The organism is Mycobacterium sp. SMC-8, assembly GCF_025263565.1.
Classification (GTDB): domain Bacteria; phylum Actinomycetota; class Actinomycetes; order Mycobacteriales; family Mycobacteriaceae; genus Mycobacterium.
This window is the reverse complement of record NZ_CP079865.1, coordinates 1,507,908-1,533,705: the sequence shown is the minus strand read 5'-3', so window position 1 is coordinate 1,533,705 and position 25,798 is coordinate 1,507,908. Positions and strand designations below refer to the sequence as shown.

General features: G+C 68.1%; 23 protein-coding genes. 9 read left to right on the top strand and 14 right to left on the bottom strand.

Annotation, left to right across the window (positions count from 1 at the left end; genetic code table 11):
- Positions 1-19: 19 nt before the first annotated feature.
- From gyrB to dnaA, 6 genes are all read right to left on the bottom strand, one after another.
- Positions 20-2,047 carry a DNA topoisomerase (ATP-hydrolyzing) subunit B gene (gene gyrB, locus KXD97_RS07525; RefSeq protein ID WP_260756128.1) on the bottom strand — a complete coding sequence of 676 codons (2,028 nt, stop codon included), beginning with the start codon at positions 2,045-2,047 and terminating at the stop codon, positions 20-22.
- A 240-nt stretch (positions 2,048-2,287) separates the two neighbouring features.
- Positions 2,288-2,845, bottom strand: a complete 558-nt coding sequence (locus KXD97_RS07520; RefSeq protein WP_260756127.1) for a DUF721 family protein — start codon at positions 2,843-2,845, stop codon at positions 2,288-2,290.
- On the bottom strand, positions 2,842-4,002 hold the full coding sequence (recF, locus tag KXD97_RS07515; protein WP_260756126.1) for a DNA replication/repair protein RecF: 1,161 nt from the start codon (positions 4,000-4,002) through the stop codon (positions 2,842-2,844). The genes KXD97_RS07520 and recF overlap by 4 nt, the downstream gene beginning before the upstream one ends.
- Before the next feature lie 13 nt (positions 4,003-4,015).
- Complete coding sequence (gene gnd / locus KXD97_RS07510) at positions 4,016-4,909, bottom strand: phosphogluconate dehydrogenase (NAD(+)-dependent, decarboxylating) (RefSeq protein ID WP_260756125.1); 894 nt, start codon at positions 4,907-4,909, stop codon at positions 4,016-4,018.
- Between the two features lie 31 nt (positions 4,910-4,940).
- Positions 4,941-6,134: a DNA polymerase III subunit beta gene (gene dnaN / locus KXD97_RS07505; RefSeq protein ID WP_260756124.1), complete on the bottom strand. Its 1,194-nt coding sequence runs from the start codon at positions 6,132-6,134 to the stop codon at positions 4,941-4,943.
- 626 nt (positions 6,135-6,760) lie between these two features.
- The gene (gene dnaA / locus KXD97_RS07500) at positions 6,761-8,248 is read right to left on the bottom strand and encodes a chromosomal replication initiator protein DnaA (protein ID WP_260756123.1); all 1,488 of its coding nucleotides are present in this window, start codon (positions 8,246-8,248) and stop codon (positions 6,761-6,763) included.
- A gap of 599 nt (positions 8,249-8,847) precedes the next feature.
- On the opposite strand from dnaA, the gene rpmH reads away from it, so the two are divergent.
- The 9 genes from rpmH to KXD97_RS07455 all read left to right on the top strand — a co-directional run bounded on the left by rpmH (position 8,848) and on the right by KXD97_RS07455 (position 15,083).
- A complete protein-coding gene (gene rpmH / locus KXD97_RS07495; RefSeq protein ID WP_003930923.1) occupies positions 8,848-8,991 on the top strand; it encodes a 50S ribosomal protein L34 in 144 nt (47 codons plus the stop codon).
- A 19-nt stretch (positions 8,992-9,010) separates the two neighbouring features.
- On the top strand, positions 9,011-9,370 hold the full coding sequence (gene rnpA / locus KXD97_RS07490; protein WP_260756122.1) for a ribonuclease P protein component: 360 nt from the start codon (positions 9,011-9,013) through the stop codon (positions 9,368-9,370).
- Positions 9,367-9,696, top strand: a complete 330-nt coding sequence (yidD, locus tag KXD97_RS07485; protein WP_260756121.1) for a membrane protein insertion efficiency factor YidD — start codon at positions 9,367-9,369, stop codon at positions 9,694-9,696. Before rnpA ends, yidD begins: the two co-directional genes overlap by 4 nt.
- Before the next feature lie 43 nt (positions 9,697-9,739).
- Positions 9,740-10,783, top strand: coding sequence for a membrane protein insertase YidC (gene yidC, locus KXD97_RS07480; protein ID WP_260757878.1), 1,044 nt, complete (start codon positions 9,740-9,742; stop codon positions 10,781-10,783).
- A 36-nt stretch (positions 10,784-10,819) separates the two neighbouring features.
- Positions 10,820-11,386 carry a R3H domain-containing nucleic acid-binding protein gene (locus tag KXD97_RS07475; RefSeq protein WP_260756120.1) on the top strand — a complete coding sequence of 189 codons (567 nt, stop codon included), beginning with the start codon at positions 10,820-10,822 and terminating at the stop codon, positions 11,384-11,386.
- 86 nt (positions 11,387-11,472) lie between these two features.
- Positions 11,473-12,159, top strand: a complete 687-nt coding sequence (gene rsmG / locus KXD97_RS07470) for a 16S rRNA (guanine(527)-N(7))-methyltransferase RsmG (RefSeq protein WP_260756119.1) — start codon at positions 11,473-11,475, stop codon at positions 12,157-12,159.
- Entirely contained in the window at positions 12,159-13,115 is a 957-nt protein-coding gene (locus KXD97_RS07465; RefSeq protein ID WP_260756118.1) for a ParA family protein, read from the top strand. Before rsmG ends, KXD97_RS07465 begins: the two co-directional genes overlap by 1 nt.
- Positions 13,112-14,116 (top strand): ParB/RepB/Spo0J family partition protein, encoded by a 1,005-nt coding sequence (locus KXD97_RS07460; protein WP_260756117.1) that lies wholly within the window; start codon positions 13,112-13,114, stop codon positions 14,114-14,116. The genes KXD97_RS07465 and KXD97_RS07460 overlap by 4 nt, the downstream gene beginning before the upstream one ends.
- Positions 14,117-14,333: 217 nt before the next feature.
- Positions 14,334-15,083 (top strand): acetyltransferase, encoded by a 750-nt coding sequence (locus KXD97_RS07455; protein WP_260756116.1) that lies wholly within the window; start codon positions 14,334-14,336, stop codon positions 15,081-15,083.
- Between the two features lie 9 nt (positions 15,084-15,092).
- On the opposite strand, the gene KXD97_RS07450 is transcribed toward KXD97_RS07455, so the two are convergent.
- From KXD97_RS07450 to KXD97_RS07415, 8 genes are all read right to left on the bottom strand, one after another.
- A complete protein-coding gene (locus KXD97_RS07450) occupies positions 15,093-16,283 on the bottom strand; it encodes an N-acetylmuramoyl-L-alanine amidase (RefSeq protein WP_260756115.1) in 1,191 nt (396 codons plus the stop codon).
- 83 nt (positions 16,284-16,366) lie between these two features.
- Positions 16,367-16,696 (bottom strand): thioredoxin, encoded by a 330-nt coding sequence (trxA, locus tag KXD97_RS07445; RefSeq protein ID WP_260756114.1) that lies wholly within the window; start codon positions 16,694-16,696, stop codon positions 16,367-16,369.
- Positions 16,693-17,688: a thioredoxin-disulfide reductase gene (trxB, locus tag KXD97_RS07440; protein ID WP_260756113.1), complete on the bottom strand. Its 996-nt coding sequence runs from the start codon at positions 17,686-17,688 to the stop codon at positions 16,693-16,695. Before trxB ends, trxA begins: the two co-directional genes overlap by 4 nt.
- A gap of 91 nt (positions 17,689-17,779) precedes the next feature.
- Positions 17,780-18,388, bottom strand: a complete 609-nt coding sequence (locus KXD97_RS07435) for a hypothetical protein (protein ID WP_260756112.1) — start codon at positions 18,386-18,388, stop codon at positions 17,780-17,782.
- Between the two features lie 53 nt (positions 18,389-18,441).
- On the bottom strand, positions 18,442-19,026 hold the full coding sequence (gene sigM, locus KXD97_RS07430) for an RNA polymerase sigma factor SigM (RefSeq protein WP_260756111.1): 585 nt from the start codon (positions 19,024-19,026) through the stop codon (positions 18,442-18,444).
- 86 nt (positions 19,027-19,112) lie between these two features.
- Complete coding sequence (murJ, locus tag KXD97_RS07425) at positions 19,113-22,595, bottom strand: murein biosynthesis integral membrane protein MurJ (protein WP_260756110.1); 3,483 nt, start codon at positions 22,593-22,595, stop codon at positions 19,113-19,115.
- Positions 22,588-24,996, bottom strand: coding sequence for a DUF6049 family protein (locus tag KXD97_RS07420; protein WP_260756109.1), 2,409 nt, complete (start codon positions 24,994-24,996; stop codon positions 22,588-22,590). The genes murJ and KXD97_RS07420 overlap by 8 nt, the downstream gene beginning before the upstream one ends.
- A complete protein-coding gene (locus KXD97_RS07415; RefSeq protein ID WP_260756108.1) occupies positions 24,993-25,778 on the bottom strand; it encodes an NUDIX hydrolase in 786 nt (261 codons plus the stop codon). Before KXD97_RS07415 ends, KXD97_RS07420 begins: the two co-directional genes overlap by 4 nt.
- Positions 25,779-25,798 lie beyond the last annotated feature (20 nt).

Here is a 25,798-nt window from a genome sequence, read left to right as displayed (position 1 = left end):
GTCATCAAACATCAAGGCATCAAACATCAAGGAAACGAACGTCTTTGGCGTTCCGGGTGATAAAGCTGCGCCGTGCTTCGACGTCCTCGCCCATCAGGATCGAGAACAGTTCGTCGGCCGCGGCCGCATCGTCGAGCGTGACCTGCCGGAGCACACGCACCGACGGATCCATCGTGGTCTCCCACAGCTCCTTGGCGTCCATCTCGCCCAGACCCTTGTAGCGCTGGATGCCGTCCTCTGCGTTGATCTTCTTGCCCGCGGCGCGGCCGGCTTCGAGCAGACCGTCGCGTTCCCGGTCGGAGTAGGCGAACTCCGGCTCGCTGCGCTGCCACTTCAGCTTGTACAGCGGCGGCTGGGCCAGGAAGATATGGCCGTTCTCCACAAGCGGTTTCATGAACCGGAACAACAGCGTCAGCAGCAGCGTGGAGATGTGCTGGCCGTCGACGTCGGCGTCGGCCATCAGCACGATCTTGTGATAGCGCAGCTTGGAGAGGTCGAACTCGTCGTGGATACCGGTGCCCAGCGCGGTGATGATCGCCTGGACCTCGGTGTTTTTCAGCACACGATCGATACGGGCTTTCTCGACGTTGATGATCTTGCCGCGCAGCGGCAGGATCGCCTGAAACATCGAGTCACGGCCGCTCTTGGCCGAGCCGCCGGCCGAATCACCCTCCACCACATACAGTTCCGACTTGCTCGGATCGGTGGACCGGCAGTCGGCCAGCTTGCCGGGCAGGCCACCGATGTCGGTGGCACTCTTGCGCCGGACCAGATCACGAGCCTTGCGGGCTGCGGCTCGGGCCTGCGCGGACGAAACCGCCTTGTTGACAACGGTCTTCGCTTCAGCGGGGTTTGCCTCAAACCAGTGGCTGATCTGTTCGTTGCAGATCTTCTGGACGAACGACTTGACCTCGGTGTTGCCGAGCTTGGTCTTGGTCTGACCCTCGAACTGCGGCTGGGACACCTTGACCGAGATGACCGCGGCGAGCCCTTCGCGGATGTCCTCACCGGTGAGGTTCGGATCCTTGTCCTTGAGCAGCTTCTTGTCCTTGGCGTACTTGTTGACCACCGAGGTCAGTGCCGCGCGGAAACCCTCCTCGTGGGTGCCGCCCTCGTGGGTGTTGATGGTGTTCGCGAAGGTGTGCACCGATTCGGAGTAGCCGGCGTTCCACTGCATCGCGATCTCGACCTCGTGGCCCTCGCCCTTGCCCTCGAAATCGATCACGCTGGGCTGGATCGGCGTCTTGGTGCGGTTGATGTGCTTGACGAAGTCCACCAGACCGCCGGGGTAGTGGAAGACCCGGTGCTTGACCTTGTGTGGTGCGGCGGCCTCGGCGGCCTTCTCCTCGGCGGACTTGGGTGCCTCGGCGTGGTCGCTGACGACGTCGTCGACAACCTCTTCGGGCGCGACCCGCTCGTCGGTCAGCTCGATGGTCAGCCCCTTGTTCAGGAACGCCATCTCCTGCAGCCGGCGCGCGATGGTCTCGAAGTCGTAGTTGGTGGTCTCGAAGATGTCCGGATCGGCCCAGAACCGGATCGTGGTGCCGGTCTCCTTGGTCTTCTCACCCTGCTTGAGAGTGCCGGGAACCGAGCGGTCATAGGTCTGGAACCACTCGTAGCCGTCCTTGCGGATGTCGGCCTCGAGCCGGGTCGACAACGCGTTGACCACCGACACACCGACGCCGTGCAGACCACCGGACACCTGGTAGGCGCCCTCTTCGAACTTGCCGCCGGCGTGCAGCACCGTCATCACGACGTCCACGGTCGGAATACCTGTGGCGTGCATGGCGACCGGGATGCCGCGGCCGTCGTCAGTGACCTGGACGCCGCCGTCCTCGAGGATCCTGACGTCGACCTTGGTCGCGAAGCCCGCCATCGCCTCGTCGACCGCGTTGTCGACCACCTCCCAGATAAGGTGGTGCAGACCGCGCTCACCGGTCGAACCGATGTACATGCCCGGACGCTTACGCACCGCTTCTAGGCCCTCGAGGACCTTGATGGAATCGGCGCCGTACTCAGCCGGAGCGTTCTTCTTCTGGGCAGCCACGTTGGACGCGTCTCCTTGGTCTTTAGCGGTCTTCAGCGGGATTGCCGACTAAGGGGTCGACGGTCCCTCGCGGATCACCGTGACAGTCTACCTTTACGCACCGTCAGGACCGATTCTGTAGCGGCGTTTCCACATAGCTAAACGCGACGTGCGCGGAATTTCTCGGGCGAAGATAGGTCTTGACGGCGTGGAAAGCGCCCGGCCGTGTTCTGGCGGCTCTGAGGCTACCCCCGAACCCGCTCAGCCGTAGGTGTCGCGCGGACCGCGGCCGGGCACGCTGTACGGGCCCTTCCGCCAGGACGGGCCGACCGGACCGACGATCTTCAGGGACGTGACCACCCCGTCACCGACCGCGGCGGCGATTTTGGCCAGAATCTGTGCCTGCACCATCCTGAGCTGGGTCGCCCACGCGGTGGATTCCGCCGAGACCGTCAACACACCGTCGTGCAGGGCCGTCGGGGCGGCATGCGCGGCGATCTGTTCCCCAACCACCGCACACCACCGCCCGAAGACCGCACCCTCGGCGACCCGGGCCGACCAGCCGCGGCTGCGGGCCACTTCGCCGGTGAGCGCGCCGAACAGCTGCGGGTCCCGGCTGTCGGGTCCGGGTCCGGACCATCGCCGGCGGCCGCTGCCCGCGACGCGGCGTGCGGCGGGGGAGTGCCGGCCCCGCCCGACGTTCTTGCCCTGCTGACGGGCGGCCCCGCGGGCCTCCTCCAGCGTGCGGCGCACCAGATCCATCCCTTTGAGCCCCTCGAGATGGGCCGGCGGACCCGGCGTCTCGTCGTCGGCGCTCATGTCTGCACCACCGACACCCGACCGCCGTCGCTGTCCTGCATCGTGATCTCGACGCGGCCGGCGTCCCACGCGGCCGGGATGTCCTCGTGGACGGCCGCGGTGACGAGCACCTGCTCGGCCGAGGCGACGACCTGGGCCAGCGCCTGGCGCCGCGCGCTGTCGAGTTCGGCGAACACGTCATCGAGCAGCAACACCGGATCACCTCCCTCTGCGCGCAGCAGTTCGTACGCCGCCAACCGTAACGCCAGCGCCATCGACCAGGACTCGCCGTGGCTGGCGAAACCCTTGGCAACCTGATCCCCCAGGCGCAGCTCCAGATCATCGCGGTGTGGACCGACGAGACAGACCCCGCGTTCGAGCTCGGCATCGCGGCGGCGGCTCAGCGCGTCCAGCAACGCCGCCTCGAACACCTCCACATCACTGTTGCCTGCCGCGGCCTCAGCCTCGACCACCTCGACCCCACTGCGGTACCGGATCGCCGCGGGCCGCGACGCCGGGGCCAGCAACTGGTAGGCCTTCTCCACCTCGGCGGCCAGTTCGTTCACCAATTGCACTCGGGCCGTGATCAATTGGGCACCGTGATGAGCCAGGTGGCCGTCCCACACGTCGAGTGTCTCGAGTGCGCCGCGGTCTGCGCGCAACCGTGCGCCGGACGCGGTCTTGAGCAGCGCGGTGCGTTGACGGACCACCTTGTCGTAATCGGCCCGCACCCCCGCGACCCGGGGACGCCGCGTGGTGGCCAACTCGTCGAGGTAGCGCCGGCGCTCACTGGGATCGCCGCGCACCAACGCAAGGTCCTCCGGTGCGAACAGCACCGCGCGCAGAACCCCGAGGATCTCGCGGGCTGACCGAACGGGGGAGCGGTTCAACCTGGCCTTGTTCGCCCGGCCGGAGGTGATGTCGAGGTCGACGGCCAGTTCCCGGCCTTCATTGACAACGATCGTGGAGACGACGGCGCGGTCGGCTCCGGCCCGGATCAACGGTGCGTCGGAAGCCACCCTGTGTGACCCGAGAGTGGACGAATACCAGAGCGCCTCAACAAGATTCGTCTTACCGAAACCGTTGGGTCCGACGAAGACCGTTCGCCCGGGAGTCAGCTCGAGCTCCACCCGGGCCCACGACCGGAAGTCGGTCAGCGCCAGGTGACGTACGTACACCGGTACACCTCGGTCAACCTGACTCACTGACGCGTTGGACGGCGTGGCCGCCGAACTGATTCCGCAGTGCCGCAACAGCTTTCATCGTCGGAGACTCGTCCTGGCGGGACAGGAAGCGGGCGAACAGGGACGCCGCGATGCCCGGGACGGGCACCCGCAACCGGATGGCCTCCTCGACAGTCCACCGGCCCTCACCGGAATCCTCGGTGTAACCGCTGATCCCGGCGAGGCCGGGATCCTCTTTGAGCGCCTTGGCCAACAGCTGCTGTAGCCAGGACCGCACCACCGTGCCGTTCGTCCAGGCTTGGTACACCGCCTGAGGGTCCTTCACGAGGTCCTCGGCGGCCAGCAGTTCGTAACCTTCGGCGTAGGCGGTCATCAGCGCGTACTCGATGCCGTTGTGCACCATCTTGGCGAAATGGCCGGCGCCGACGGGGCCGGCGTGGACGAAACCGTCCTCCCGCGGTCCGGGCGGGCGCAGCGTCTCGAAGATCGGCATCGCCCGCTCGACGTCGGCATCGCTGCCGCCGACCATCAGCCCGTAGCCTTCGGTCAATCCCCAGATGCCACCGGAGACTCCCGCGTCGATGAACGCAATTCCATTCTGCGCCAACAATTCCGCGTGCGGTGCGTCCTCGGTGTACCGAGAGTTTCCGCCGTCGATCACCAGATCGCCCTCGCCGAGAACTCCGGCGAGGGCGGTGATGGTGCTGTCGGTCACCGTGCCTGACGGCACCATCACCCAGACCACCCGCGGCGATTCCAGTCGATCGGCGAGTTCCTCCAGGGAGGCCACATCGGACACTGCGGGTCTCGGATCGTAACCGACCACGTCGTGGCCGCCGTCGCGTAGACGGGCACGCATGTTGAAGCCCATCTTGCCGAGACCGATCAGACCCAGCTGCATGACACCGCCTTTGTCGTGAGGGTGTGCCGGATCAGCCGGGAAGGCGGACCGGCATCAACAGGTACACGTAGTCGGTCTGCGCCGCCGGGAACGGACCGCTGCCGGCGGCCGCGTCGTCCTCACCCGCCGGCCGCAGCACCGCGGGACGGCTCGGGGTGGTGAATCCGAACGTGACCCGGTCGGCGTGCAGAGAGCTGAGCCCATCGGTCAGATAGGTCGGGTTGAACGCGATGGTCAGCGGATCACCGGAGAACTGCACCGCAAGATCCTCTTCGGCGCGGCCGACGTCATCGGCGCCGGCTGACAGACGCAGCACGTCGTCGGCGAATTCCATGCGAACCTGGGCGCCCCGGTCGGCCACCAGAGCCACACGCTTGATCGCCTCGGTGAGCTCGGCGACACCGATGGTGGCCACGGCAGTGTGCTCGGTGGGGAGCAACTGACGGAACTTCGGGAACTCGGCATCGAGCAGGCGGGTGGTGCTGCGCTTGCCCTTGCTGCGAATACCGAGCAGACCTTCCTTGCCTACGCTCGGACCCGAGCCCAGGGACAGGTGCACCTCCGCACCGTCGGTGCCGGCCTTGGCCGCCTCGGCCAGTGTCTTCGCCGGCACCAGGACCGCAGCCTCGATCCCCGCTGCGCTGGTGGACCAGGTCAGCTCGCGCACCGCCAGGCGGAAGCGGTCGGTGGCAGCCAGCACCACCTTTTCACCCGAGATCTCCACGCGGATGCCGGTGAGCATGGGCAGGGTGTCGTCACGGCCCGCCGCCACGGCGACCTGGCCGATGGCCTCGGCGAACAGGTCCGACGACACCACGCCGGTCTCGTCGGGCAGCGTCGGCAGGGTCGGGTAATCCTCGACTGCCATCGTGGGCAGCGAGAACCGGGCGCTACCGCAGGTCAGCGACACCCGGGTGCCCTCGACGCTGACGTCGACCGGCTTGGCCGGCAGGGCCCGGACGATGTCGGACAGCAGCCGACCGGACACAAGAACGCTTCCCGGAGAAGCGATTTCGGCCGGAATCTGCACCTCGGCGGAAACCTCGTAGTCAAATCCGGAGACCGTGAGACCCTCGTCGGAGCCGGTGAGCAGCACGCCCGCCAGCACAGGCACCGTCGGTCGGGAGGGCAGGTTACGCGCGACCCACGCAACTGCGTCGGCGAAGTCCTCGCGAGTCAGCCGGAATTTCAGATCCGTCAGACCAGCCGTTGTCGCCACGTTCATAGCGTCCCTTCGATGCACACCCCGACAAAGCTATAACCAGCGGTTTCGGCGCAGGCGCACGACATGCCTGCCGGGCACGCGGCGACGACCGGAACGGCTGTCGATGAACCACCGTAGAGCTTTCAGCTCCAACTTGAAAGCTAAACGATCGGGCTGACACGCAGGCCCGGGAGGGCGTGCCGGGCCGGTGGATCACAACTTCCCCAGAGGCCTTCTTTTAAAAGAAATCTAGGGATATATACGAGTATCAGTAATAGGTGCTGTGCACATTGGGGATAACGTCGGTTCGGCGCAGGCCAGCGGCGTGGTGACGGTGTGAGCAGCCTGGGGAGTTCTGCCGAACCGTCCGGGACGGTCTGGGGATGGGGCCGATGCTGGGGAGAATCCCGGGCAGTTGTCAGGGGTTGACCTCAAGTTGTGCACAGCCCGGTGCACAGCCGGCGTTGTGATTGTTGGGGCCGCGGGGACAGAAGATTTTCGGCTGGGCCGGCCCCGGCCGTGCGACACGCGGGACGCGACACGCAGGAATGAGCGTTGGGAACGCCGCGCGAGATCTCGCCGTCGGCCGCGGAACACACCGCCCCAGACCACGAAGTAGACGGCGAGAGAAGAGCGCAGAGAACCCGTCAGCGCTTCGCGCGTTGCCGGATGCGGGTGGTGAGTTCTTTGACGTGGTCGAAGACCTCGCGACGTTCGGCCATCTCGGCGCGAATCTTCTTCTCCGCGTACATCACCGTGGTGTGGTCGCGGCCGAACGCCTGGCCGATCTTGGGCAGCGAGAGGTCGGTGAGCTCGCGGCACAGGTACATCGCGATCTGCCGGGACTGAGCCAGCGCGCGGGTCTTGCCGGGACCGCGCAGTTCCTCGACGCTGGTTTCGAAGTACTCGGCGGTGGCGGCCATGATCGCGGCGGTGCTGATCTGCATCGTGGTGGGATCGGAGATCAGGTCCCGCAGCACGATCTCGGCCAACGATTTGTCGATCGGTGTCTTGTTCAGCGAGGCGAACGCGGTGACGCGGATCAGCGCACCCTCCAGTTCGCGGATGTTGCGCTCGATCCGGCTGGCGATGAGTTCCAGCACGTCGCCGGGCACGTCGAGCCGATCCATCTGAGCTTTCTTGCGCAAGATCGCAATTCGCGTCTCAAGCTCGGGTGGTTGCACGTCGGTGATCAGGCCCCACTCGAACCGGGTGCGGAGTCTGTCCTCCAGCGTGGCCAGCTGTTTGGGCGGCCGATCGGACGAGATCACGATCTGCTTGTTGGCGTTGTGCAGCGTGTTGAAGGTGTGGAAGAACTCCTCCTGGATGCCGTCCTTGCCTTCGATGAACTGGATGTCGTCGACCAGCAGCACGTCAATGTCGCGGTAGGTGCGCTTGAACGATGCGCGGCGGTCATCGCGGAGGGAGTTGATGAAGTCGTTGGTGAATTCCTCGGTGGAGACGTACTTGACCCGCATGCCGGGGAACAGCCGCTGCGCGTAGTTACCCGCGGCGTGCAGCAGGTGGGTCTTGCCCAGTCCGGACTCACCCCAGATGAACAGCGGGTTGTAGGCACGGGCCGGCGCCTCGGCGATCGCCAGGGTGGCCGCGTGCGCGAAACGGTTGGATGCGCCGATGACGAAGGTGTCGAACGTGTAGCGACGGTTCAGGTTCACCGAGGTGCTGTCGTCCTCGGCGGCCCGGTTGGCGCGGTTGGAGAAGTACGTCGGCCAACTTTCCTCGGCGCTGGCCCGGGCCGCGAGATCGTCGTCGACGACGTCCTCGTCGGGGTCGGGCGCAGAGACCGGAGCCGTGGTTGCGGCGAACCCGTCGTCGTCAATGTCGTCGGGGACCGGGTCGGCGATGCGGACACCGAGTTCCACCCGCTGTCCGAGCTGGCGGCTCAACGCCGCGACGATCGGCTCGCGCAGGTGACGTTCGATCTCGTTCTGGACGAACGGTGTCGGTACCGACAACAACGCGAAGCCCTCGGTGATCACCAGCGGTTTGACCAACTTCAGCCAGGCCCGCTGCTGCGGGGTCAGCGACCCGTTCCCGACGCCGTCGGCGCCGTTGAGTTCGGTGACGACGTTGTCCCAGATCGAGACGAAGGGGGGGTCGGGGTCAGTGCTCACCGACGCTCACCCCTTTTGTGGTCCCTGCGGGGACGTGCCATAGGACGACGACAAACTGTCCACAAAGTTATCCACAGGTTGTGGAAAGAGGAAGCTCGTCGCCGTCTTGTTGTCTCGCGGCCAGGACACCTGGGTGCCGGAGCTCATCACGGTGCGGTCAGTGGGCTCGCGACGGAGGGTTGGCGTCCTCGCTTGGTTGTCTTGCGCCGATCCGGCGTGGAATCGGCACTGCCAGAAGCTAACAGTTTTCTCTCCGGGTGCCAACAGTTCTGCAACATTGCGGGACGCGCAATCATGGTCCGGCCCAATAGTTCCTGACCAACGTGACGGCTGTGGTTGATGTGATGAAACCGACGGGGCCACAACCGTGCCGGCAATGCCACATGACGGTGATCTAGCAGGTTTGACCCAGCGATTTCTCGTCAGTACCCTCGAACAGTCGCCCGCACGTGGCGATACGGCTGCGACCGGCCCCGGCCGGGGACCGCGCCGGCTAGCTTTGCGAGACCGATCGAGCTTACCAACGGCCGACTGCGTCACGCCCGTCATGCACAGGCATGTCGGGCAGGCGTGGAGGGCCAGAACAAGGAGTGACTGCCGTGGCCAAGGGCAAGCGGACCTTCCAGCCGAACAACCGTCGCCGCGCCAAGGTGCACGGATTCCGGTTGCGGATGCGCACCCGCGCGGGTCGTGCGATCGTCACGGCCCGGCGCGCTAAGGGCCGTCGTTCACTGACTGCGTGACCCGGCCAGGTCTGTCGCGGTGCTTCCGGCCCAGAACCGGATGACGCGGTCGACCGAGTTCGGTGCCACAGTGAGTCGCGGGACGCGGGCGGCCCAGCCCGATCTTGTGGTGTACACGCTGCGTTCTGACCAGACAGGTGACCCCGGACCGAGGGTCGGCCTGATCGTTTCCAAAGCAGTCGGCAACGCCGTCCAGCGTCACCGGGTGTCGCGCCGGCTCCGCCACGCCGCCCGGGCGGTCCTCGATGATCTGGATCCGTCCGATCGGGTCGTGATCCGCGCACTCCCGCGAAGCCGGGATGCGCACTCGCCCCGGCTGGAGCAGGAACTGCGGACCGCTTTACAGCGGATCAAGGACCGGAACGGAACGAGACCGTGAACGCGCGCTCACGAGCCGTCCGCGGCGCGGTCTACCTCATCCAGCTCTACCGCCACACCATCTCTCCGTTGCGGCTGCCCACATGCCGGTTCACGCCCACCTGCAGTCAGTATGCGGTCGACGCGCTGACCGAATACGGCTTCTTCCGCGGTAGCTGGCTGGCCCTGATCCGTCTCCTCAAATGCGGGCCATGGCATAACGGAGGATGGGACCCGATACCCGAGCGCGAAAGTCACAGTGACGCAACGGGTGAACACAGCTGTGACGTAGCCGATCACCGGCCCGATCCGGTACAGCAAGGGAAGAGTCAAACGAGTGTCGTTTAATTGGTTCAGCCTCGACATCATCTACTACCCGGTGTCGGCGATCATGTGGGTTTGGTACAAGGCGTTCGCGTTCCTGATCGGGCTCATTCCCGGCGTCGACGGACCGTCCAACTTCTTCGCGTGGGCGCTGTCGGTGATGTTCCTGGTGTTCACCCTGCGCGCGATCCTGTACAAGCCGTTCGTTCGGCAGATCAGGACCACCCGGCAGATGCAGGAACTGCAGCCCCAGATCAAGGCGCTGCAGAAGAAGTACGGCAAGGACCGCCAGCGGATGGCGCTGGAGATGCAGAAGCTCCAGAAGGAGCACGGGTTCAATCCGATTCTCGGTTGCCTCCCGATGCTCGCGCAGATCCCGGTGTTCCTCGGCCTCTACCACGTGCTGATGTCCTTCAACCGGACCCAGACCGGGATCGGACGGCTCGGGCTGTCGGTGGAGGAGAACCGCAGCCTGCCGAACTACGTCTTCAGCGCCACCGACGTCGGCCACTTCCTGGACGCCAACCTGTTCGGGGCTCCGCTGGGCGCGACGATGATCCAGCAGCACGGGTTGGATGCGTTCACCGAATTCAACCGACTGGCGGTAATCCTGGTCGGTGTGCCGATCATGATCTTGGCCGGTATCGCGACCTACCTGAACAGTCGGGCCTCAGTTGCGCGGCAGAGTCCCGAAGCGGCGGCCAACCCGCAGACCGCGATGATGAACAAGTTGGCGCTCTACGTCTTCCCGCTGGGCGTCGTCGTCGGCGGCCCGTTCCTCCCGCTTGCGATCATCCTGTACTGGTTGTCCAACAACATCTGGACCTTCGGTCAGCAGCACTACGTGTTCGGGAAGATCGAGAAGGAAGAGGAGCAGAAGAAGCTCGAAGCCCTCGAACGGCGAGCCCAGAACGCCCCGGCCCCGGGTGCCAAGCCGAGCCGCAAGAAGAAGACGGCGACCGACACTGCGGATTCCGAGGAAGCCGGCGACGCGCCGACAGCCGGCGAGCCGTCGGCGACCGAGCAGAGCACAGCGCCTTCCGCAGCGCCGAACGGGGCCGGTAACCGGACCCCGAAACCCGGCGCGCGGCCCAAGAAGCGGAAACGTTGACGCGCGGGCGACCGCGACCGAAAGAGAGGTGTGGCAATGACTGACACAGAGAACGACGCAACCAGCACGACGACCGAGACCGTGTCGGAGGTGACGGAGGAGCGCGTCGACAACGACGTGGCCGACTCGGTCGACGACCTGGAAGAGCGGTTGGTGGCCGAGGGCGAGATCGCCGGCGACTATCTGGAAGAGTTGCTCGACCTGTTGGACTTCGACGGCGACATCGACCTGGATGTCGAGGGCGACCGGGCGGTGGTCAGCATTGACGGCGGCACGGACCTGAACAAGTTGGTCGGGCGCAAGGGCGAGGTGCTCGACGCGCTGCAAGAGCTGACCCGGCTGGCCGTGCACCAGAAGACCGGCGAGCGGAGCCGGCTGATGCTCGACATCGCACAGTGGCGCCGGCGCCGCCGTGACGAACTCGCCGCGCTGGGGGAGAAGGTGGCCCACCGCGTGCTGGAAACCGGGGAGCGAGAAGAGCTCGCCCCGATGACCCCGTTCGAGCGCAAGATCGTCCATGACGCGGTCGCCGGAGTGCAGGGTGTGCACAGCGAGAGCGAGGGCGTGGAGCCGTCGCGCCGGGTTGTCGTTCTGGTCGACTGACCCAGCGCAGAGTTACACCATGTAGTTCGCCGTAGCCCAGGGGAGTCGGTCGTGGTCACGCCGCGCACAGTCGGAGGATGTTTCACGTGAAACATGCGGAGGTGCCACCGCCGCCCCACGCCGCTGCGGAACTGTTCGGAGCGGCGCTCCCCGGTGCGAGGCGCTATGCCGAGATCCTGGCCGGTGCCGGCGTGGAACGCGGTCTGCTCGGTCCCCGCGAGGTGGACCGGCTATGGGACCGGCATCTCCTGAACTGTGCCGTGATCGGCGAGCTGCTGCATCCGGGCGAGCGGATCGCCGACATCGGTAGTGGCGCGGGCCTACCCGGGATACCGTTGGCTCTGGTTCGGCCGGACGTCCATGTGGTGCTCATCGAGCCCCTCCTGCGACGCAGCGAGTTTCTCCGCGAGGCGATCGAGGAGCTGGGTATCGACTGCACGGTGGTGCGCGGCCGCGCCGAGGACCGAGCGGTACGCGAGGAGGTGGGGGCGACGGACGTCGTGGTTTCTCGAGCCGTCGCCTCGCTCGACAAGCTGACCAAGTGGAGTTCGCCGCTACTGCGGGCCGGCGGACGGATGCTGGCCATCAAAGGGGAGCGCGCCGATGCGGAAGTCGAGGAGCATCGGCGCGCGATGGCAGCACTTGGAATGTCGAAGGTGAAAGTGGAGAGATGTGGCGCGCACTACGTGCAGCCGCCCGCGACGGTGGTCGTGGGGGTTCAAGAGACGGCGAGGAATCATCAGCACCCGCGCCCCGGAAGAAGGCCGAAGTGATGTCAGCACCCCGTGATGCCCAAGCGCCCAAGACCATCCCGCCTGCCGATGTTTCACGTGAAACATGGACCGCACAGGACGCCGACACCCCGATCGGCGCCGAAGCGGCCCGGGCGGTCCGGCTCATGCAGGCGGCGGTCGGGGGACAGCTGCCGAAGCCCGAGCGGCAGCGGGTGTTCACCGTCGCCAACCAGAAGGGCGGTGTCGGCAAGACGACGACCGCGGTCAACATCGCCGCGGCGCTGGCGCTGCAGGGATTGAAGACACTGGTGATCGATCTCGATCCGCAGGGCAATGCGAGCACCGCGCTCGGTATCGAACACCGCCCGGGCACGCCCTCGTCCTACGAGGTGCTCATCGGTGACATCTCGGTGGAGACGGCATTGCAGCGCAGTCCGCACAGCGAGCGCCTGTTCTGCATCCCGGCAACCATCGATCTGGCCGGCGCCGAGATCGAACTGGTCAGCATGGTCGCCCGCGAGGGCCGACTGCGCACCGCGCTCGGCGAGCTGAAGCACTACGACTTCGACTACGTGTTCATCGACTGCCCGCCGTCGCTCGGGCTGTTGACGATCAACGCTCTGGTCGCCGCACCAGAGGTGTTGATCCCGATCCAATGCGAGTACTACGCACTGGAGGGTGTGGGTCAGTTGCTGCGCAACATCGAGATGGTGAAGGCGCACCTGAACCCCGAACTCAATGTCACCACCGTGGTCCTCACGATGTACGACGGGCGCACCAAGCTCGCCGACCAGGTGGCATCGGATGTTCGTGCCCACTTCGGTGAGAAGGTGTTACGAACGGTGATCCCCCGCAGTGTGAAGGTGTCGGAGGCCCCGGGCTACGGGATGACGATCATCGACTACGACCCCGGCTCGCGCGGGGCGATGAGCTATCTCGATGCCAGCCGCGAGCTGGCAGTCCGCGGTGGCGACGACGGAAGAGGGGACCGATGAACAATCCGGCACGCAAGCGCAGTGGTCTGGGGCGCGGACTGGCGTCCCTGATCCCCACCGGCCCGGCCGAGAACGGCGAGCCGGCCACACTTGGGCCGAAGATGGGCGCCGCCGCTGCCGACGTCGTGCTCGGCGGTGCACCACAGGCCGCGCCCCCCGCGCAGGACGCGAATCCGGTGGGTGCGGTGTACCGCGAGATCCCCCCGTCGCAGATCGATCCGAACCCCCGCCAGCCGCGGCAGGTGTTCGACGAGGAAGCGCTGGCAGAGCTGGTGCACTCGATCCGCGAATTCGGATTGATGCAGCCGATCGTGGTGCGGGCGGTGCCCGCGGAGGACGGACAGGCCGCGCCGCGCTATCAACTGGTCATGGGGGAGCGCCGGTGGCGTGCCGCCCAACTGGCCGAGGTCGCGACGATCCCGGCCATCGTGCGCGAGACGGCGGACGACAGCATGCTGCGTGACGCGCTGTTGGAGAACATCCACCGGGTACAGCTCAATCCCCTCGAAGAGGCGGCGGCGTACCAGCAGCTGCTCGAGGAATTCGGTGTCACCCACGATGAACTCGCATCGCGGATCGGCCGGTCACGTCCGCTGATCACCAACATGATCCGACTGTTGCGCCTACCGATTCCGGTACAGCGCCGGGTCGCCGCCGGGGTACTGTCGGCCGGTCATGCCCGCGCCCTGCTGTCCCTCGAGGCGGGTCCGGAGGCTCAGGAGGAGCTCGCCGCGCGCATCGTGGCGGAGGGGCTGTCGGTGCGTGCCACCGAAGAGGCGGTCACCCTGGCCAACCGCAACGGGGAGACCCCACCGGCCGCGCCGCGGCGTAAGCCGATCCAGATGCCGGGGCTGCAGGATGTCGCCGAGCAGCTGTCGACGGCGTTCGACACCCGCGTCACCGTCAGCCTGGGCAAGCGCAAGGGCAAAATCGTCGTCGAGTTCGGTTCGGTGGACGATTTGCAGCGCATCGTGGAGTTGATGAACGCGTCCGCGCAATGACCCACCACACCGACGAATTACGTCACTGTGACACAGGTGGCGCGATGTTCGCCGGTACGCCTGCGGGTCCGGGCAAACGCCATGTCGCGCAGCAGGATTCGCTGAGCGCCCGGATGGGCCGCGGGGAGCACGGCCAGAAGGAGCCGCTGCGCGGGCGGCCTTCTATTCTGGAGGGGCAGCCGTACGCATCGGGACGGCGAAGAGACCGGGGAGTCTAGTGGCCGCACGTATCACGCCCCTTCGGCTCGAAGCGTTCGAGCAGTTGCCGAAGCACGCGCGGCGCTGCGTGTACTGGGAGGTCGATCCCGGCATCGTCGGACGCGGCGACCAGCTGTCCGACCCCGAGTTCGAGAAGGAAGCGTGGCTGTCAATGGTCATGCTCGAGTGGGGGTCGTGCGGCCAGCTCGCCGTTGAGTACCGGACCGCGCACGCGGGGGAGGCTGTTGCCGACGATCCGAACGACGATCCATGCCTCGGCTACGTGTTCTACGCGCCGCCCCGGTCGGTGCCCCGGGCGACGCGATTCCCGACCGGACCGGTCAGCGCGGACGCGGTGCTACTGACGACGCTGGGTGTGGAGGCCGGCCAAGACGCCGCTGAGTTGTCGCACACTCTGTTGATGGCAGTGGTCAATGATCTCGTTCGCCGCGGCGTACGCGCGCTCGAAGCGTTCGGCCGGACGAGCCAGGTCGGCGAGCTGGCCGAGATGGAGACCGTGACGCCCGATGTCCGTCCGGTGACGGAGGCGCTCGGAGACTGCTCGGTAGACCAGTGTGTGCTCAGCGCGGATCTGCTGCTGGACGCGGGGTTCGTCGTGGTCTCACCACATATCTATTTCCCACGGCTGCGGCTCGAGCTGGAGCAGGGCCTGGGCTGGAAGGCCGGTGTGGAAGCCGCGCTGGAGCGACTGCTGGAAAGCGCGCAGCTCGAACAACCGGTGGGTGCGGGTGCGGGCCTTTACGGATAGCCGACGGGGTCAGGCGCGGCGGGACTGTTCGACAGCGAGTTCGTGCGCCAGCAGCTCGGCGAACGTGAAAGTGCCGGTGGGACGGTCGTTCTTGCCCAACAGATAGAGCCGTTTGACCGCGGCAAGGATGCCCTCGGCCAGTGCGTCACGCGAGGCCGGCGACACCAGCTTCGCGCGATCGTCGGGATTGGTGATGTATCCGACGTCGACCTGAACGGTGGGCATCCGGGTCAGCCGCAGCAGGTCCCAGGTGCGCCCGTGCACCCGGCAGTCACGTAATCCGGTGCGCGCGACCACTTCCCGCTGAATGAAGTCGGCGAGGTTGCGTCCGATCGTGGACACCGAACCATGCGAGTTGCCGAAGTGGAATGAGGCGACGCCGTTGGCCGCGGGGCTGGGCTGCGTCGCACACCGTAGGCTGATCATCATGTCGGCGCCGACGGTGTTGGCGGTGGCGGCACGTTCGGCGTCAGACGGGGAAGCGTTGGCCGGCCGGGACAAGAACGTCTCGATGCCGATCGCCGTCATGCGACCCTCAAGGCGAGAGGCCAAGTCCCACAGGATGTCCGCCTCGCTGATCGGACCGGCGGGCCCGTTCATGATCAGACCGTGGTCGGCGCCACCGCGGCCCGGGTCGACGATGATGCGCTTACCCGACAGCCGCGGGCCGGAGCGGCGCACCAGCTCCTCCTCGCGGATCGCGTGCGGTGATCCGCCGGTGACGCGGGATCCCAGAAAGTACAAGGAGCGCAACGTTTCCGGGCCACAGATGCCGTCGGGGTAGAGCCCGTACTCACGCTGGTAGGACGACAGCGCGTTGTGGGTCTGCAGCCCGAAATGGCCGTCGACCAGGCCGGTGTAGAACCCGAGATCCTGCAGGCGGGCCTGCAGGGTGGCGACGTCGTCGCCGTACATCGGGGCGCCGAACTGGTGATTGAGGGTGCGGGCGCCGAGCCGGTAGGAGGCTTCCTTGAGGGCGCGGTAGGTCGCCTCTCCGACGATGCCGTCGACCAGCAGGCCGCGGTGCTGTTGGAACGCGCGCACGGCATGGTCGAGGTCGTCGTCGAACATATCGGCGACCACGTGCTTGCCGGTGGTGAGGTCCTCGTCGTCGCTGTTCGCGACCATGCCGAGCGCGGCCAGAGCGGCCCGGATCTCGGCGACCGCCCCCCCGCGGTCACCGCGACGCAGACTCGACATAGCCAGATTGTCTCAGACCGACTGCGGATTCGAGAAAACCCCAGGCGAGTCGCGGCAACGCGATTCGCGGTGCGCCAAGGTAGTTAGTCGAGCTCAGCCAGTTCGCGGAGCAGGGCCGCCTTGCCTTTGGCGCCGACGATCCGCTTCACCGGCTGGCCGTCTTTGAACAGGATCATCGTCGGAATCGACACCACCTGGAAATCCCGCGCCGTGGCCGGATTTTCATCGACATCGATCTTGGCGACCGTCAGGGCGCCGGCCTTCTCTGAAGCGATCTCCTCGAGCACCGGCGCGACCATCTTGCACGGCCCGCACCAGGTGGCCCAGAAGTCAACCAGCACCGGCGTTCCGCTCGACAGTACGTCGTCGGAGAACGAATCGTCAGTCACTGTGACCGTGTTGGAATCGCTCACTGCTTGGCTCCTATCAGATCGCTGTCATCGGTTGTGGTGGAGGTCCTTTCGCCCGGATGGGCGTGCTCGGCCAGCCAACGCTCTGCGTCGATTGAAGCGGCACAACCACTTCCGGCGGCCGTGATCGCCTGGCGGTAGGTGTGATCGACGAGATCGCCTGCGGCGAAGACACCTTCGACCGACGTGTAGGTGGTGCGCCCCTGCACTTTGACGTAACCGCCGTCGTCGAGCTCGACCTGACCGCGCACCAGCTCGGAACGCGGGTCGTGTCCGACCGCCACGAAGACACCGGTCACCGGCAGCGTGGACTCCTCACCGGTCACGGTGTTGCGCAACCGGATACCGCTCACCTTCGGGTTGCCCTCGATCGCGGTGACCTGGGTGTTGGTCAAGATGGTGATCTTCTCGTTGGCCTGTGCACGCTCGAGCATGATCTTGGACGCGCGGAACTCGTCACGGCGGTGGATGAGAGTCACGTTGCGGGCGAACCGGGTCAGGAAGATGGCCTCCTCCATCGCGGAGTCCCCACCACCGACCACGGCGATGTCCTGGTCGCGAAAGAAGAAGCCGTCGCAGGTGGCGCAGGTGCTCACCCCCATGCCGATCAGCTCCTCCTCGCCCGGCACCCCGAGGTGGCGGGCCGCGGCGCCCATCGCCAGGATCACCGCGCGGGCGCGATACGTCTCGTCACCGACGGTGACCGACTTCACCGGGCCGCTCAGGTCAACGGCCTCGACGTCCTCCATGTGCAGATCGGCGCCGAAGCGCAGGGCCTGCTCGCGCATCTGGTCCATCAATTCCGGTCCGGTGATGCCGTCCCGAAAGCCCGGGTAGTTCTCTACCTCCGTGGTGGTCATCAACGCACCGCCGAACTGGCTGCCCTCGAACACCAGCGGATTCAGCTGGGCGCGGGCGGCGTAGACGGCCGCGGTGTAGCCGGCTGGGCCGGACCCGATGACGATGACGTCGTGGACGGTCTCTGAGGAGTTCATGCGTGCCTTTCTGCCTGCGGCCGGAACCGCAGCCGCGTAAACAACCGCGTTCTCTCAACAACAGGGTAGGCCCGGGTGTTCCCGACGGCGCTCACGGGCGGGCGACCACCGTCTCGGCGAGCAGCCCGGTGTGCGCGCCGCTGCAGGTCAACCGCACGGCTACCGCCGCCATCTGCGCCGGGTCCGGGCCGGGCAGCAGCAGCACGACGGCCGGCAGGCCGGACACCTCCAGCTGCCGTCCGCCGAGCACGTCGAGGGTGGGGGAGTACCCGAGTCCGGCCAGACATGAGCCGCGGCGCACAGGGTCGGTCAGCGGGCCGAGCTCCGGCGCGGAGCCCAGCAGGGGCAGCAGGTCGGCTTCCGGCAGCGGGAAACGGTCGGCGAGCCCGGCGACGGTGATCGGCGACGCGGTCGGCCCCGCCGGAAACGCCGGCTCGGAGTCGCGGCCGATCATCACCGCGCCCAGCACGGCGCCGGCTGCCAGCGCCGTCACACCGGTGATCAGAGCCGCGCGCTGCCATCCGGTCAGCTTCGGACGGGTCACGGTGTGCGCGCCGGCGCGGGAGGCGTCCCGCAGCGCCGCACCGATGCGGGCGGTCACGTCGGCGGGAACCTCCGGAGCGCTGGCGGCGTCGTCGCCGAGCCGCTGCAGGGCCCGGCGCAGCGCGGCGTCGGGATCCTGGCCAGCGCCGCCGTCCATCCCGCCCCCGTCAATCCTCGCCTGACAGATCGTTCGAGGTTATCGGACCGGCCTCACTCCGCGGCGGCGGCGAAGTAGTACAGCGAGCCGGCGAGTTTGGAGCGCGCCCGCGAACAACGCGACTTGACGGTGCCCTCGGCGACCCCGAGCATGCGCGCGGTCTCGGCGACGCTGTAACCCTGCATGTCCACCGCGACCACGGCGGCCCGCTGCTCGACCGGCAGCCGCATCAACGCCCGCTCGACGACGATCGCGGTGTCGACGTCGCCGGTCGGGTCGACGCCCCCGCAGAGCTGGTCGTCGAGTTCCTCACAGGCGCGAGTCTTGTTGCGCCGCAGCCGGTCCAGACAGGCGTTGACGACGATGCGGTACAGCCAGCTGGTGACCGCCGAGTCGTGCCGGAAAGCGCGGGCGGTGCGGTGCGCGGCGAGCATCGCGTCCTGCAGCGCGTCGGCCGCGTCATCGGGGTCCCTGCTGGTCAGCTGCGCCAGCCGGTAGAGCTGCCGATGGTGCCGGTAGAAGAGTTCCTCGAACGCGTAGCGGTCACCGTCGACATGGGCGGTCAGCAGTTCGGCGTCGGTGCGCGACGAGCGGGTCTGCCGCCTCGTCGGCTCCGGCGTGCCCCCGAAAATCCCCACAGCCGAACAGTAATCGGCGCCGGGGGAGGGCCCGGACACCAGTTTCGGCGGCCGCCACGGACGCGGGCTCGCCGGTACCGGCCAGGTCAGGATGCGGCGTTGAGCGTGATCTCGGCGATGTCTGAGCGGCTCTGTCCGTTGACCTGCCCGAGGGTCGACACCCAGACCAGCACGTTGGAGGTCGGCTCGGCGTCGGAGATCTCGATGGTGTTCGAGCCCGGCTTGAGCGGGGTCGGATCGGTCAGCGCCGTGGTGGCCTCCAGCGACGACGGCGTGGGCGTCGACGAGGACCGGATCTGTACGGAGGTTCCGGTGCTGTTCAGGTTCACGGTGACCGAGCCGAGCTTCGTCGGCTCCGGAAGCTGCAGCATCAGCCCGACACCGTTCTTGAAGTTCGGGAACGGCACCGCGTCGGAGTAGGTGTCGATCGGCCACACCGTCGCCGGGTTCCCGTCGATCGCCAGGTCGGCCAGATCGGGGGCGTCGGCCTCACCTTCAGGCGAGAACACCGTCACCGCAGTGGGTTTGACCACCGAACCGGTCTGGGTCGGTGGGGAGGAGTCATCGCTGGACGCCGACGGTGCGTTGAGCCCGAGTTCGTCACCGCCGAGTCCGCTGCCGACGTCACCGAAGATGCGGCTGAGGGCGGTGCCGAGCAGGATCACCGCGACGACGGCGATGGCACCGGCGATGGAGAGCCCCACGATCAAGCCCTTGCGGCGCCGGGCCGCGGCCTCGGGGTCGAGTTCGGCGGCGTAGTCGCCGGCGCCGGCCTCGGGCGTGGGCTCGTCGACCGGGGCGATGTGGTCGGTGCGGTCGGCGATCGCGGTGGCCTGCTGGAGCAGGTTCAGCAGCGTGGGCGCGCTGCGGATACCGCCGTCCTTCTCGACCGCCCGCGCGGCGGCCGCCGAGATCTGGAACGGGATGTCGCGGTCGACGGTCTTGGGCTCGACCGGATGGCCCGCGGCGTCGAGGTCGGCCGGTTGCAGACCGCTGGGCTCTCCGGTCTCGGGCAACGGCCACCGGGCGACCAGCAGCGCGTACAGCGACGCGCCGATACCGCGGATGTCGTCGTCCGGGGAGGCGTCGGGCAGGGTCCCGGGAAACGCGAGTGCCACGTCGCCGTCGATGCTGACCCGGATCCGGCTGGGGTGGTCGATGGACAGCGCCACGCCGTTGCGGTGGGCAACCTCAGCCGCGGCGGCCAGCGACTGGACGGCGCGGGCGCCGCCGATCGGGGAGGGATTGGTGTCGGCGACCTCGGCCAGTGAGCCGCCGCGGATCCACTCCGAGACCACCAGAGCGCCGGCGCCGTTGTGGACGACGTCCAGCACGCGCGCGACGCCGGGCATGTCGATGCGGCTCAGCCGCTGGGTGCGGTCCAGGATCTCCTGCACCTGCCGTGGGGGCAGGGTGCCGTCGGGGTCGACGAAGGTGAGCGCGACCTGCCGGTCCAGCGCGGTGTCCAGAGCCTGCCAGAACTGCAGGGTGGCCGGGCCACCGTGGAACACCAGCAGCCGGTAGCGGCCGTCGACGACCGTTGCGCCGGGGATGAGGTGGACGTCGTCGCCGGGGGACGGCTCGACGACGGTCTCGGCGGCGCTGCCGACCGACTCCGGCACGTCGGGCTGGAAGTCGTCAGCGGAGGGCCGGTTGATCCGTGTGGTGGCCAAAGAGTCGTGCATGGAGTCGGGCAGGGAATCGTGCTCCGTCGGGGAACCGCCGGTGGGTTTGTCGCTCACCGCGAATCCTTTCCGCCTCCCGTCGTCGGCTGCCTCGGCCACTGTTCCCCGCGCGGCCGACCTGGGAAGCTGACGCCGGCGTAACGGGGATTGATTTCTGGGATCAGGGTACGTGAGCGCCTCGGAGGTCACGGTGGGCTTACCCGTTCCGCCCAGTCCGAACCGGCGGCGCACCACTGCGAGTGCGGCCTGGGCCTCCGGGACGCGGGCGGCGAGCATCACCCCGATGATGATCGGCACCATCACCATGCCGAGGCCCAGCAGCCGCAGCAGCGAGCCGGCCGCACCCCAGTGCGCGGTCAGGTCCTCCAGACCGAGCAGCCGGTCCGCGGTGTGGGCGAGCAGGCCCGCGGCCAGGGAGGCGGTGATGGTGACCAGGATGGTGCGGATGACCTCGGTGTTGATCAGTCGCCCGCCCGGCGGATCGAGACGCGCGCGCAGCAGCACGTGCCCGACGGTTGCGCCGGCCAGAAACCCCAGCCCGTTGGCCAGGCCCAGGTAGCCGGCGACGAGCTCGGGGTCGTCGGTCAGGTGCGGCGCGGCCAGCGAGGCGGCGATCTTGACGACGGTGATGACGACGATCAGGGCGATCGGCGTCCACGGTTCCTGTCGGGCGTAGAACACCCGCAGCTGCAGCAGCACCAGCGCGTACGGGATCAACGTGAACGCCGAGAGCGTGATCGCCGTGCCGAGGTAGCCGGCGTCGACGGCGCCGAAGTTGCCGTAGGCGAACAGCGCACTGCCGATGGCGGGCCCGCCGACGGTCATCATCGCCACGATCGGGATCAGCGTGAGCATCGTCAGCCGGGTCGCCAGAGACAGGTCGGCGAGCACGGCCGAGCCGTCGTCGGCGGCCGCGTTGCGGGACAGTCGCGGCATCACGACGGTCAGCACCGTGACGCCGATGATGCCGAACGGAAGCTGCAGCACAAGCCACGTGTAGTTGTAGATGGCCGGTCCGGACGCGGCGGCGCCGCTGGCCACCTGGTTGCCGACGATCAACCCGATCTGGCTGATGAGCACATACAGCACCATCGCCAGCGCCATCATCCCGAACTTCTTGAGCCGGTCGTCGATGCCCCACAGCGGCCGCAGGCTGATCCGCTCCCGGCGCAGCGCCACGAACAGCACGGCGGCCTGCGCGACCACACCGAGGGTGGTGCCGATCCCGAGCACCAGCAGCTTGGCGTTGCCCATCTGGACCGGGTCGATCGAGAGTTCGCCGGGGACAAGCACATACAGGCCGAGCGTGACGATCGCAACGACGTTGTTGACCACCGGCGCCCAGGCCGGCGGTCCGAAGATGTTGCGGGTGTTCAGGATCGCCATGAACACCGAGGACAGGCCGTAGAAGATGATCTGGGGCAGCAGCAGGAATGCGAACGCCGTCGTCAGGGGACGGTTCACCAGCGGATCCGAGCCCAGCATCAGATCGACCAGCAGCGGCGCCGCCAGCGTGGAGACGATCGTGACGACCAACAGCAGTGTCGTCGCGAGCGTGAGGAGCCGTCGGACGAATGCGGTTCCGCCGTCGGGGTCATCGCGCTCGGCGCGGGCCAGCACCGGAACGAAGATCGCGGTGAACGTCGCCTCCAGCACCAGCGCCGCGATCAGGTTGGGCAGCTGGTTGGCAACGGTGAACGCGCTCGACAGCGCGGCGCCCAGGATCGCGGCGAGCAGCACGATGCGCGCGAACCCGGTGAGCCGGCTGACCAACGTGGCCAGCGCCATGCCCCACGATCGCGACACCACGGCCGCATCGGACAGCTCCGGACGGTCGGCGGGACGGCTCGGCGGGGGCGGGCGGTGCGGCCGCGCGTCACGCATCGCCACCGCCGGACGAGGTCCGGGCCCGGCGCCTGCCGGTGCGCACGTCGGCGGGTTCCTCGTCGCCGTAGGCCAGCGCCACGTCCACCGGGTCGGGTCGGGTGGGGTCGGCCTCCAGGTCGGCCCGGTCGGGTTGACCGCGGAACCGGTGCCACAGCCGCCGTCCGACGAGTAATACCAGCACCGCGCCACCGGTCATCGTGATGATGAACAGCACCTTGCCGTACGCATTGGAGTGCACCGACAGCCGGACCGGTTCGCCCAGCGGCAGGCCGTCGGCGGTGCGCAACGCGACGTCGACGGCGACCCGCTGGGTGAAGTGCACCTCGATCGGCACCTTCAGCGGCAGAAATCCCGGCGGCAGCACGATCTCGCCCAGGTCGGTCACCGTCATGCCGGGTGGGGCGTCGATGTCCAGCCGGACCCGGATGGGCACCGGCAGGTTGTTGCGCAGCGCCAGCGGTATCGGGCTGCGTTCGGTGGCGAGCGTGTACGACCCGCCCGGATTGACGATCGTGACCGCCTTGAACAGATCCTCGACCGTGCGCCCGACGCGGGTCAGCCGCTGCTGGGCCAACCCGCTGCGTGCGTCGGGCGGCACCGACAGGCTCAGCGCGCGCAGCAGATCCTCCCGCAGCGGCGCGGTGTACTGGTTGCCGGTCAGCCCGGTGCGTTCGTCGGTACTCAGCGCCGCGGTGAACCCCCACAGCCGTCCGGTCGCGGCCGAGATCCCCGATACCACGCCGTCGTCGAATCGTCCCCGCGGATTCCCCAGCGGGCCCGCCGGCGGCGTCGCGTCCCGGGCAGCCGCATTCGCGTCGTTGACCAGCGCGGGCAGCGGGCGCGGCACCGCCAGCCCGGCGCGGATGCCGGTGGCCACCGTCGACAGCACGGCCTCCGCGTCGGCGGGGGACACGTTCCACATCAGCGGCGGCATCACCACCTCGGCGCGGGGGGTGACGTCAGGGCGCAGAACGCGCCACAGCATGGCTCCGAGCGCGTCCTGGCGACGAGCGACCTCCGAGTCCTGCTTGACGGCCACGTCCAGCGACGGATCCAGGTACGACGGGGATTCCGGGGCCGGGCCCATCGCGGCGAGCGCGGCGCCCACCGCGGGGTCGAACGGGGCGGCCACCACGTTGGGGGTGTAGCGCACGGGTTCGGTGGCCGCGGTCTCGGCGGTGCTGCTCGTCTCGCCGGGACCGATCAGGTCGGCGGCCGCGACCGCGACGGTCGGGCCCCTCTCCGACAGCAGCTGGATCGCCGGGCCGGTCAGCGCCCCGTCACCCACGAGACTGACCCCGCGCGCCGAGACGACGCCGAGGATCTGGTCGACGATCGCGGCGGCGCCCGTGGTGGCGATCGACGCCAGGCCGGGGTCCGCGACCCGCTGCAGCGCGTCGAGGTCGGCCTGCGCGTAGACGGTCGAGGTGATGCACATCCGCTGTGCGAGCGCTTTGAGCCGGTTGAGCCAGTCCACCGCGGCCTGTTGCCCGGTGCCCGGGTGGGTGGGGGTGCCCGGCCCGGCGTCGGCGCCGTCGTTGACGACGTAGCCGGCGGTCATCGCGTTGACGGTGACCAGCAGGTCGGGGTCGACGGCCAGGCACGCGGCGCGCGTGACGTTGCCGCCGGGATCGACCTCGGGGTTGGTCGCGAAATCGATGGAGCCGAGCAGCGTGTCCAGGCGTCCGCCGGGGGCCAGCGACACCGCGAGCTCGTCGTCGATCAGCCGCACCGGGGTGGTGCCCCCGGGCGCTCCGGCCGCCAACCGGGGCCGGTCCGCCAACGGCCAGAACATGGTGAGGCCGACGGGCCGGGTGGTGTCGGGCGGCACCGCGGAGTCCACCGCGTCACCCGCGGAGTCCCCACCGCTCTCCGGCGGCACGCCCAGCACCGGCAACAGGAAGCGCGAGTCGTCCAGCCGGGCCGGAGCCCCGTAGTCGGGGGTGCCGTTGACGTTGACCATGAGCGGGTACACGCCCGGGCGCTCGACCCGCAGCGACGGCTGCCCGGTGGCGCGCAGCGGATAGCTGAGCCGGAACGGGACCTCATCACCGCGTGTCAATTCCGGTGCGGCGGTGACGAAGTCGGCCACCGGCTGGTACTGATCGACGTTTCCGGCCAGGTCGGTGCGCAGCGTGCTGGACGCCGCGGCCGCCGGCGCCCGTTCCAGCCGGACCACAACATCGCGTACGGCGCGGTCCCCGATGTTGCTGATGGTGCCGGTGACGGTCACCATCGGGTCACTGGTGGTGGTCACGACGTCGGGGGAGACGGAGTCGATCTGCACCCGCAGGAACTGCGCCGAGGCGGGCTGGGCGGCCGCGACGGGAAGGACCGCGCCCGGCGCGACGGCCAGGAGCAGCGCGACGAGCGCGACGAGCAGGCGTCGCAGAGTCACGGCCCTTGACCGCAGCCGTTCGTCCGCCGGCCGGGCTGGGGTTGAGCGGTGGGGTCAGGTCGTTGTCGTCGGGTGTGGGAGTGCGTCTGTCCGCGGCGGCGCGGCGTGGTGCGCGGCAGCGGCGGCAGCGCGCCCGGCCCGTGGTTGTGCAGTGTGTCGATCAGTTCGTCGGCGACCTCGGCCAGCCGGCGCTCGTCGGCGTAGGCCAGCCGGGACGGCAGGTCCTTGACCGGCACCCAGGCCACCTCGGTGACCTCGACGTCCTCGTCGGAGAGCTCGCCGCCGGAGAACCGCATCAGATAGTGGTGCACGGTTTTGTGTACGCGGCGGCCCTCGGTGACGAACCAGTAGTCGATGCTGCCGAGGGCGGCTAGCACGCTGCCCTGGATGCCGGTCTCCTCGGCGACCTCGCGGATCGCGGTCTGCTCGGCCGTCTCGCCCATCTCGATGTGGCCCTTGGGCAGAGACCACAACATCCGGCCGCGCCGGTCGGTCCGGCCGATCAGCGCGGCCACCTGCCGGTCCTTGGGGCCGTCGATGCCGTCGATGACCAGGCCCCCCGCCGAGGTCTCATGCACGGTGCGCAGACGTTCCGGAGGGCGTCGGACCTTGGTCTTCTGCGGTTTGGGGGACTGCCCGGGCTGGGCGGCCCCGGCGGCCGGGGAGCCCTGCAGGCGGCGATTGGGGTTCTGTTCGGATGCGGCTTCGGGAGGACCTGCCGCGCGTCGGCCCCGGCGGCGCCCGCGGCGCCGTCGTGGTTTGGCCTGCTCGCCGTCCGACACCCAAGCGATAGTAGCTGGCA

Excerpts from the sequence above, each read along its gene's own strand:
- KXD97_RS07520 (WP_260756127.1), bottom strand. The coding sequence starts at position 2,845 with ATGAGCGCCGACGACGAGACGCCGGGTCCGCCGGCCCATCTCGAGGGG.
- gnd (WP_260756125.1), bottom strand. The coding sequence starts at position 4,909 with ATGCAGCTGGGTCTGATCGGTCTCGGCAAGATGGGCTTCAACATGCGT.
- dnaN (WP_260756124.1), bottom strand. The coding sequence starts at position 6,134 with ATGAACGTGGCGACAACGGCTGGTCTGACGGATCTGAAATTCCGGCTG.
- yidC (WP_260757878.1), top strand. The coding sequence starts at position 9,740 with ATGTGGGTTTGGTACAAGGCGTTCGCGTTCCTGATCGGGCTCATTCCC.
- KXD97_RS07475 (WP_260756120.1), top strand. The coding sequence starts at position 10,820 with ATGACTGACACAGAGAACGACGCAACCAGCACGACGACCGAGACCGTG.
- KXD97_RS07465 (WP_260756118.1), top strand. The coding sequence starts at position 12,159 with ATGTCAGCACCCCGTGATGCCCAAGCGCCCAAGACCATCCCGCCTGCC.
- KXD97_RS07460 (WP_260756117.1), top strand. The coding sequence starts at position 13,112 with ATGAACAATCCGGCACGCAAGCGCAGTGGTCTGGGGCGCGGACTGGCG.
- KXD97_RS07450 (WP_260756115.1), bottom strand. The coding sequence starts at position 16,283 with ATGTCGAGTCTGCGTCGCGGTGACCGCGGGGGGGCGGTCGCCGAGATC.
- trxB (WP_260756113.1), bottom strand. The coding sequence starts at position 17,688 with ATGAACTCCTCAGAGACCGTCCACGACGTCATCGTCATCGGGTCCGGC.
- KXD97_RS07435 (WP_260756112.1), bottom strand. The coding sequence starts at position 18,388 with ATGGACGGCGGCGCTGGCCAGGATCCCGACGCCGCGCTGCGCCGGGCC.
- murJ (WP_260756110.1), bottom strand. The coding sequence starts at position 22,595 with ATGCGTGACGCGCGGCCGCACCGCCCGCCCCCGCCGAGCCGTCCCGCC.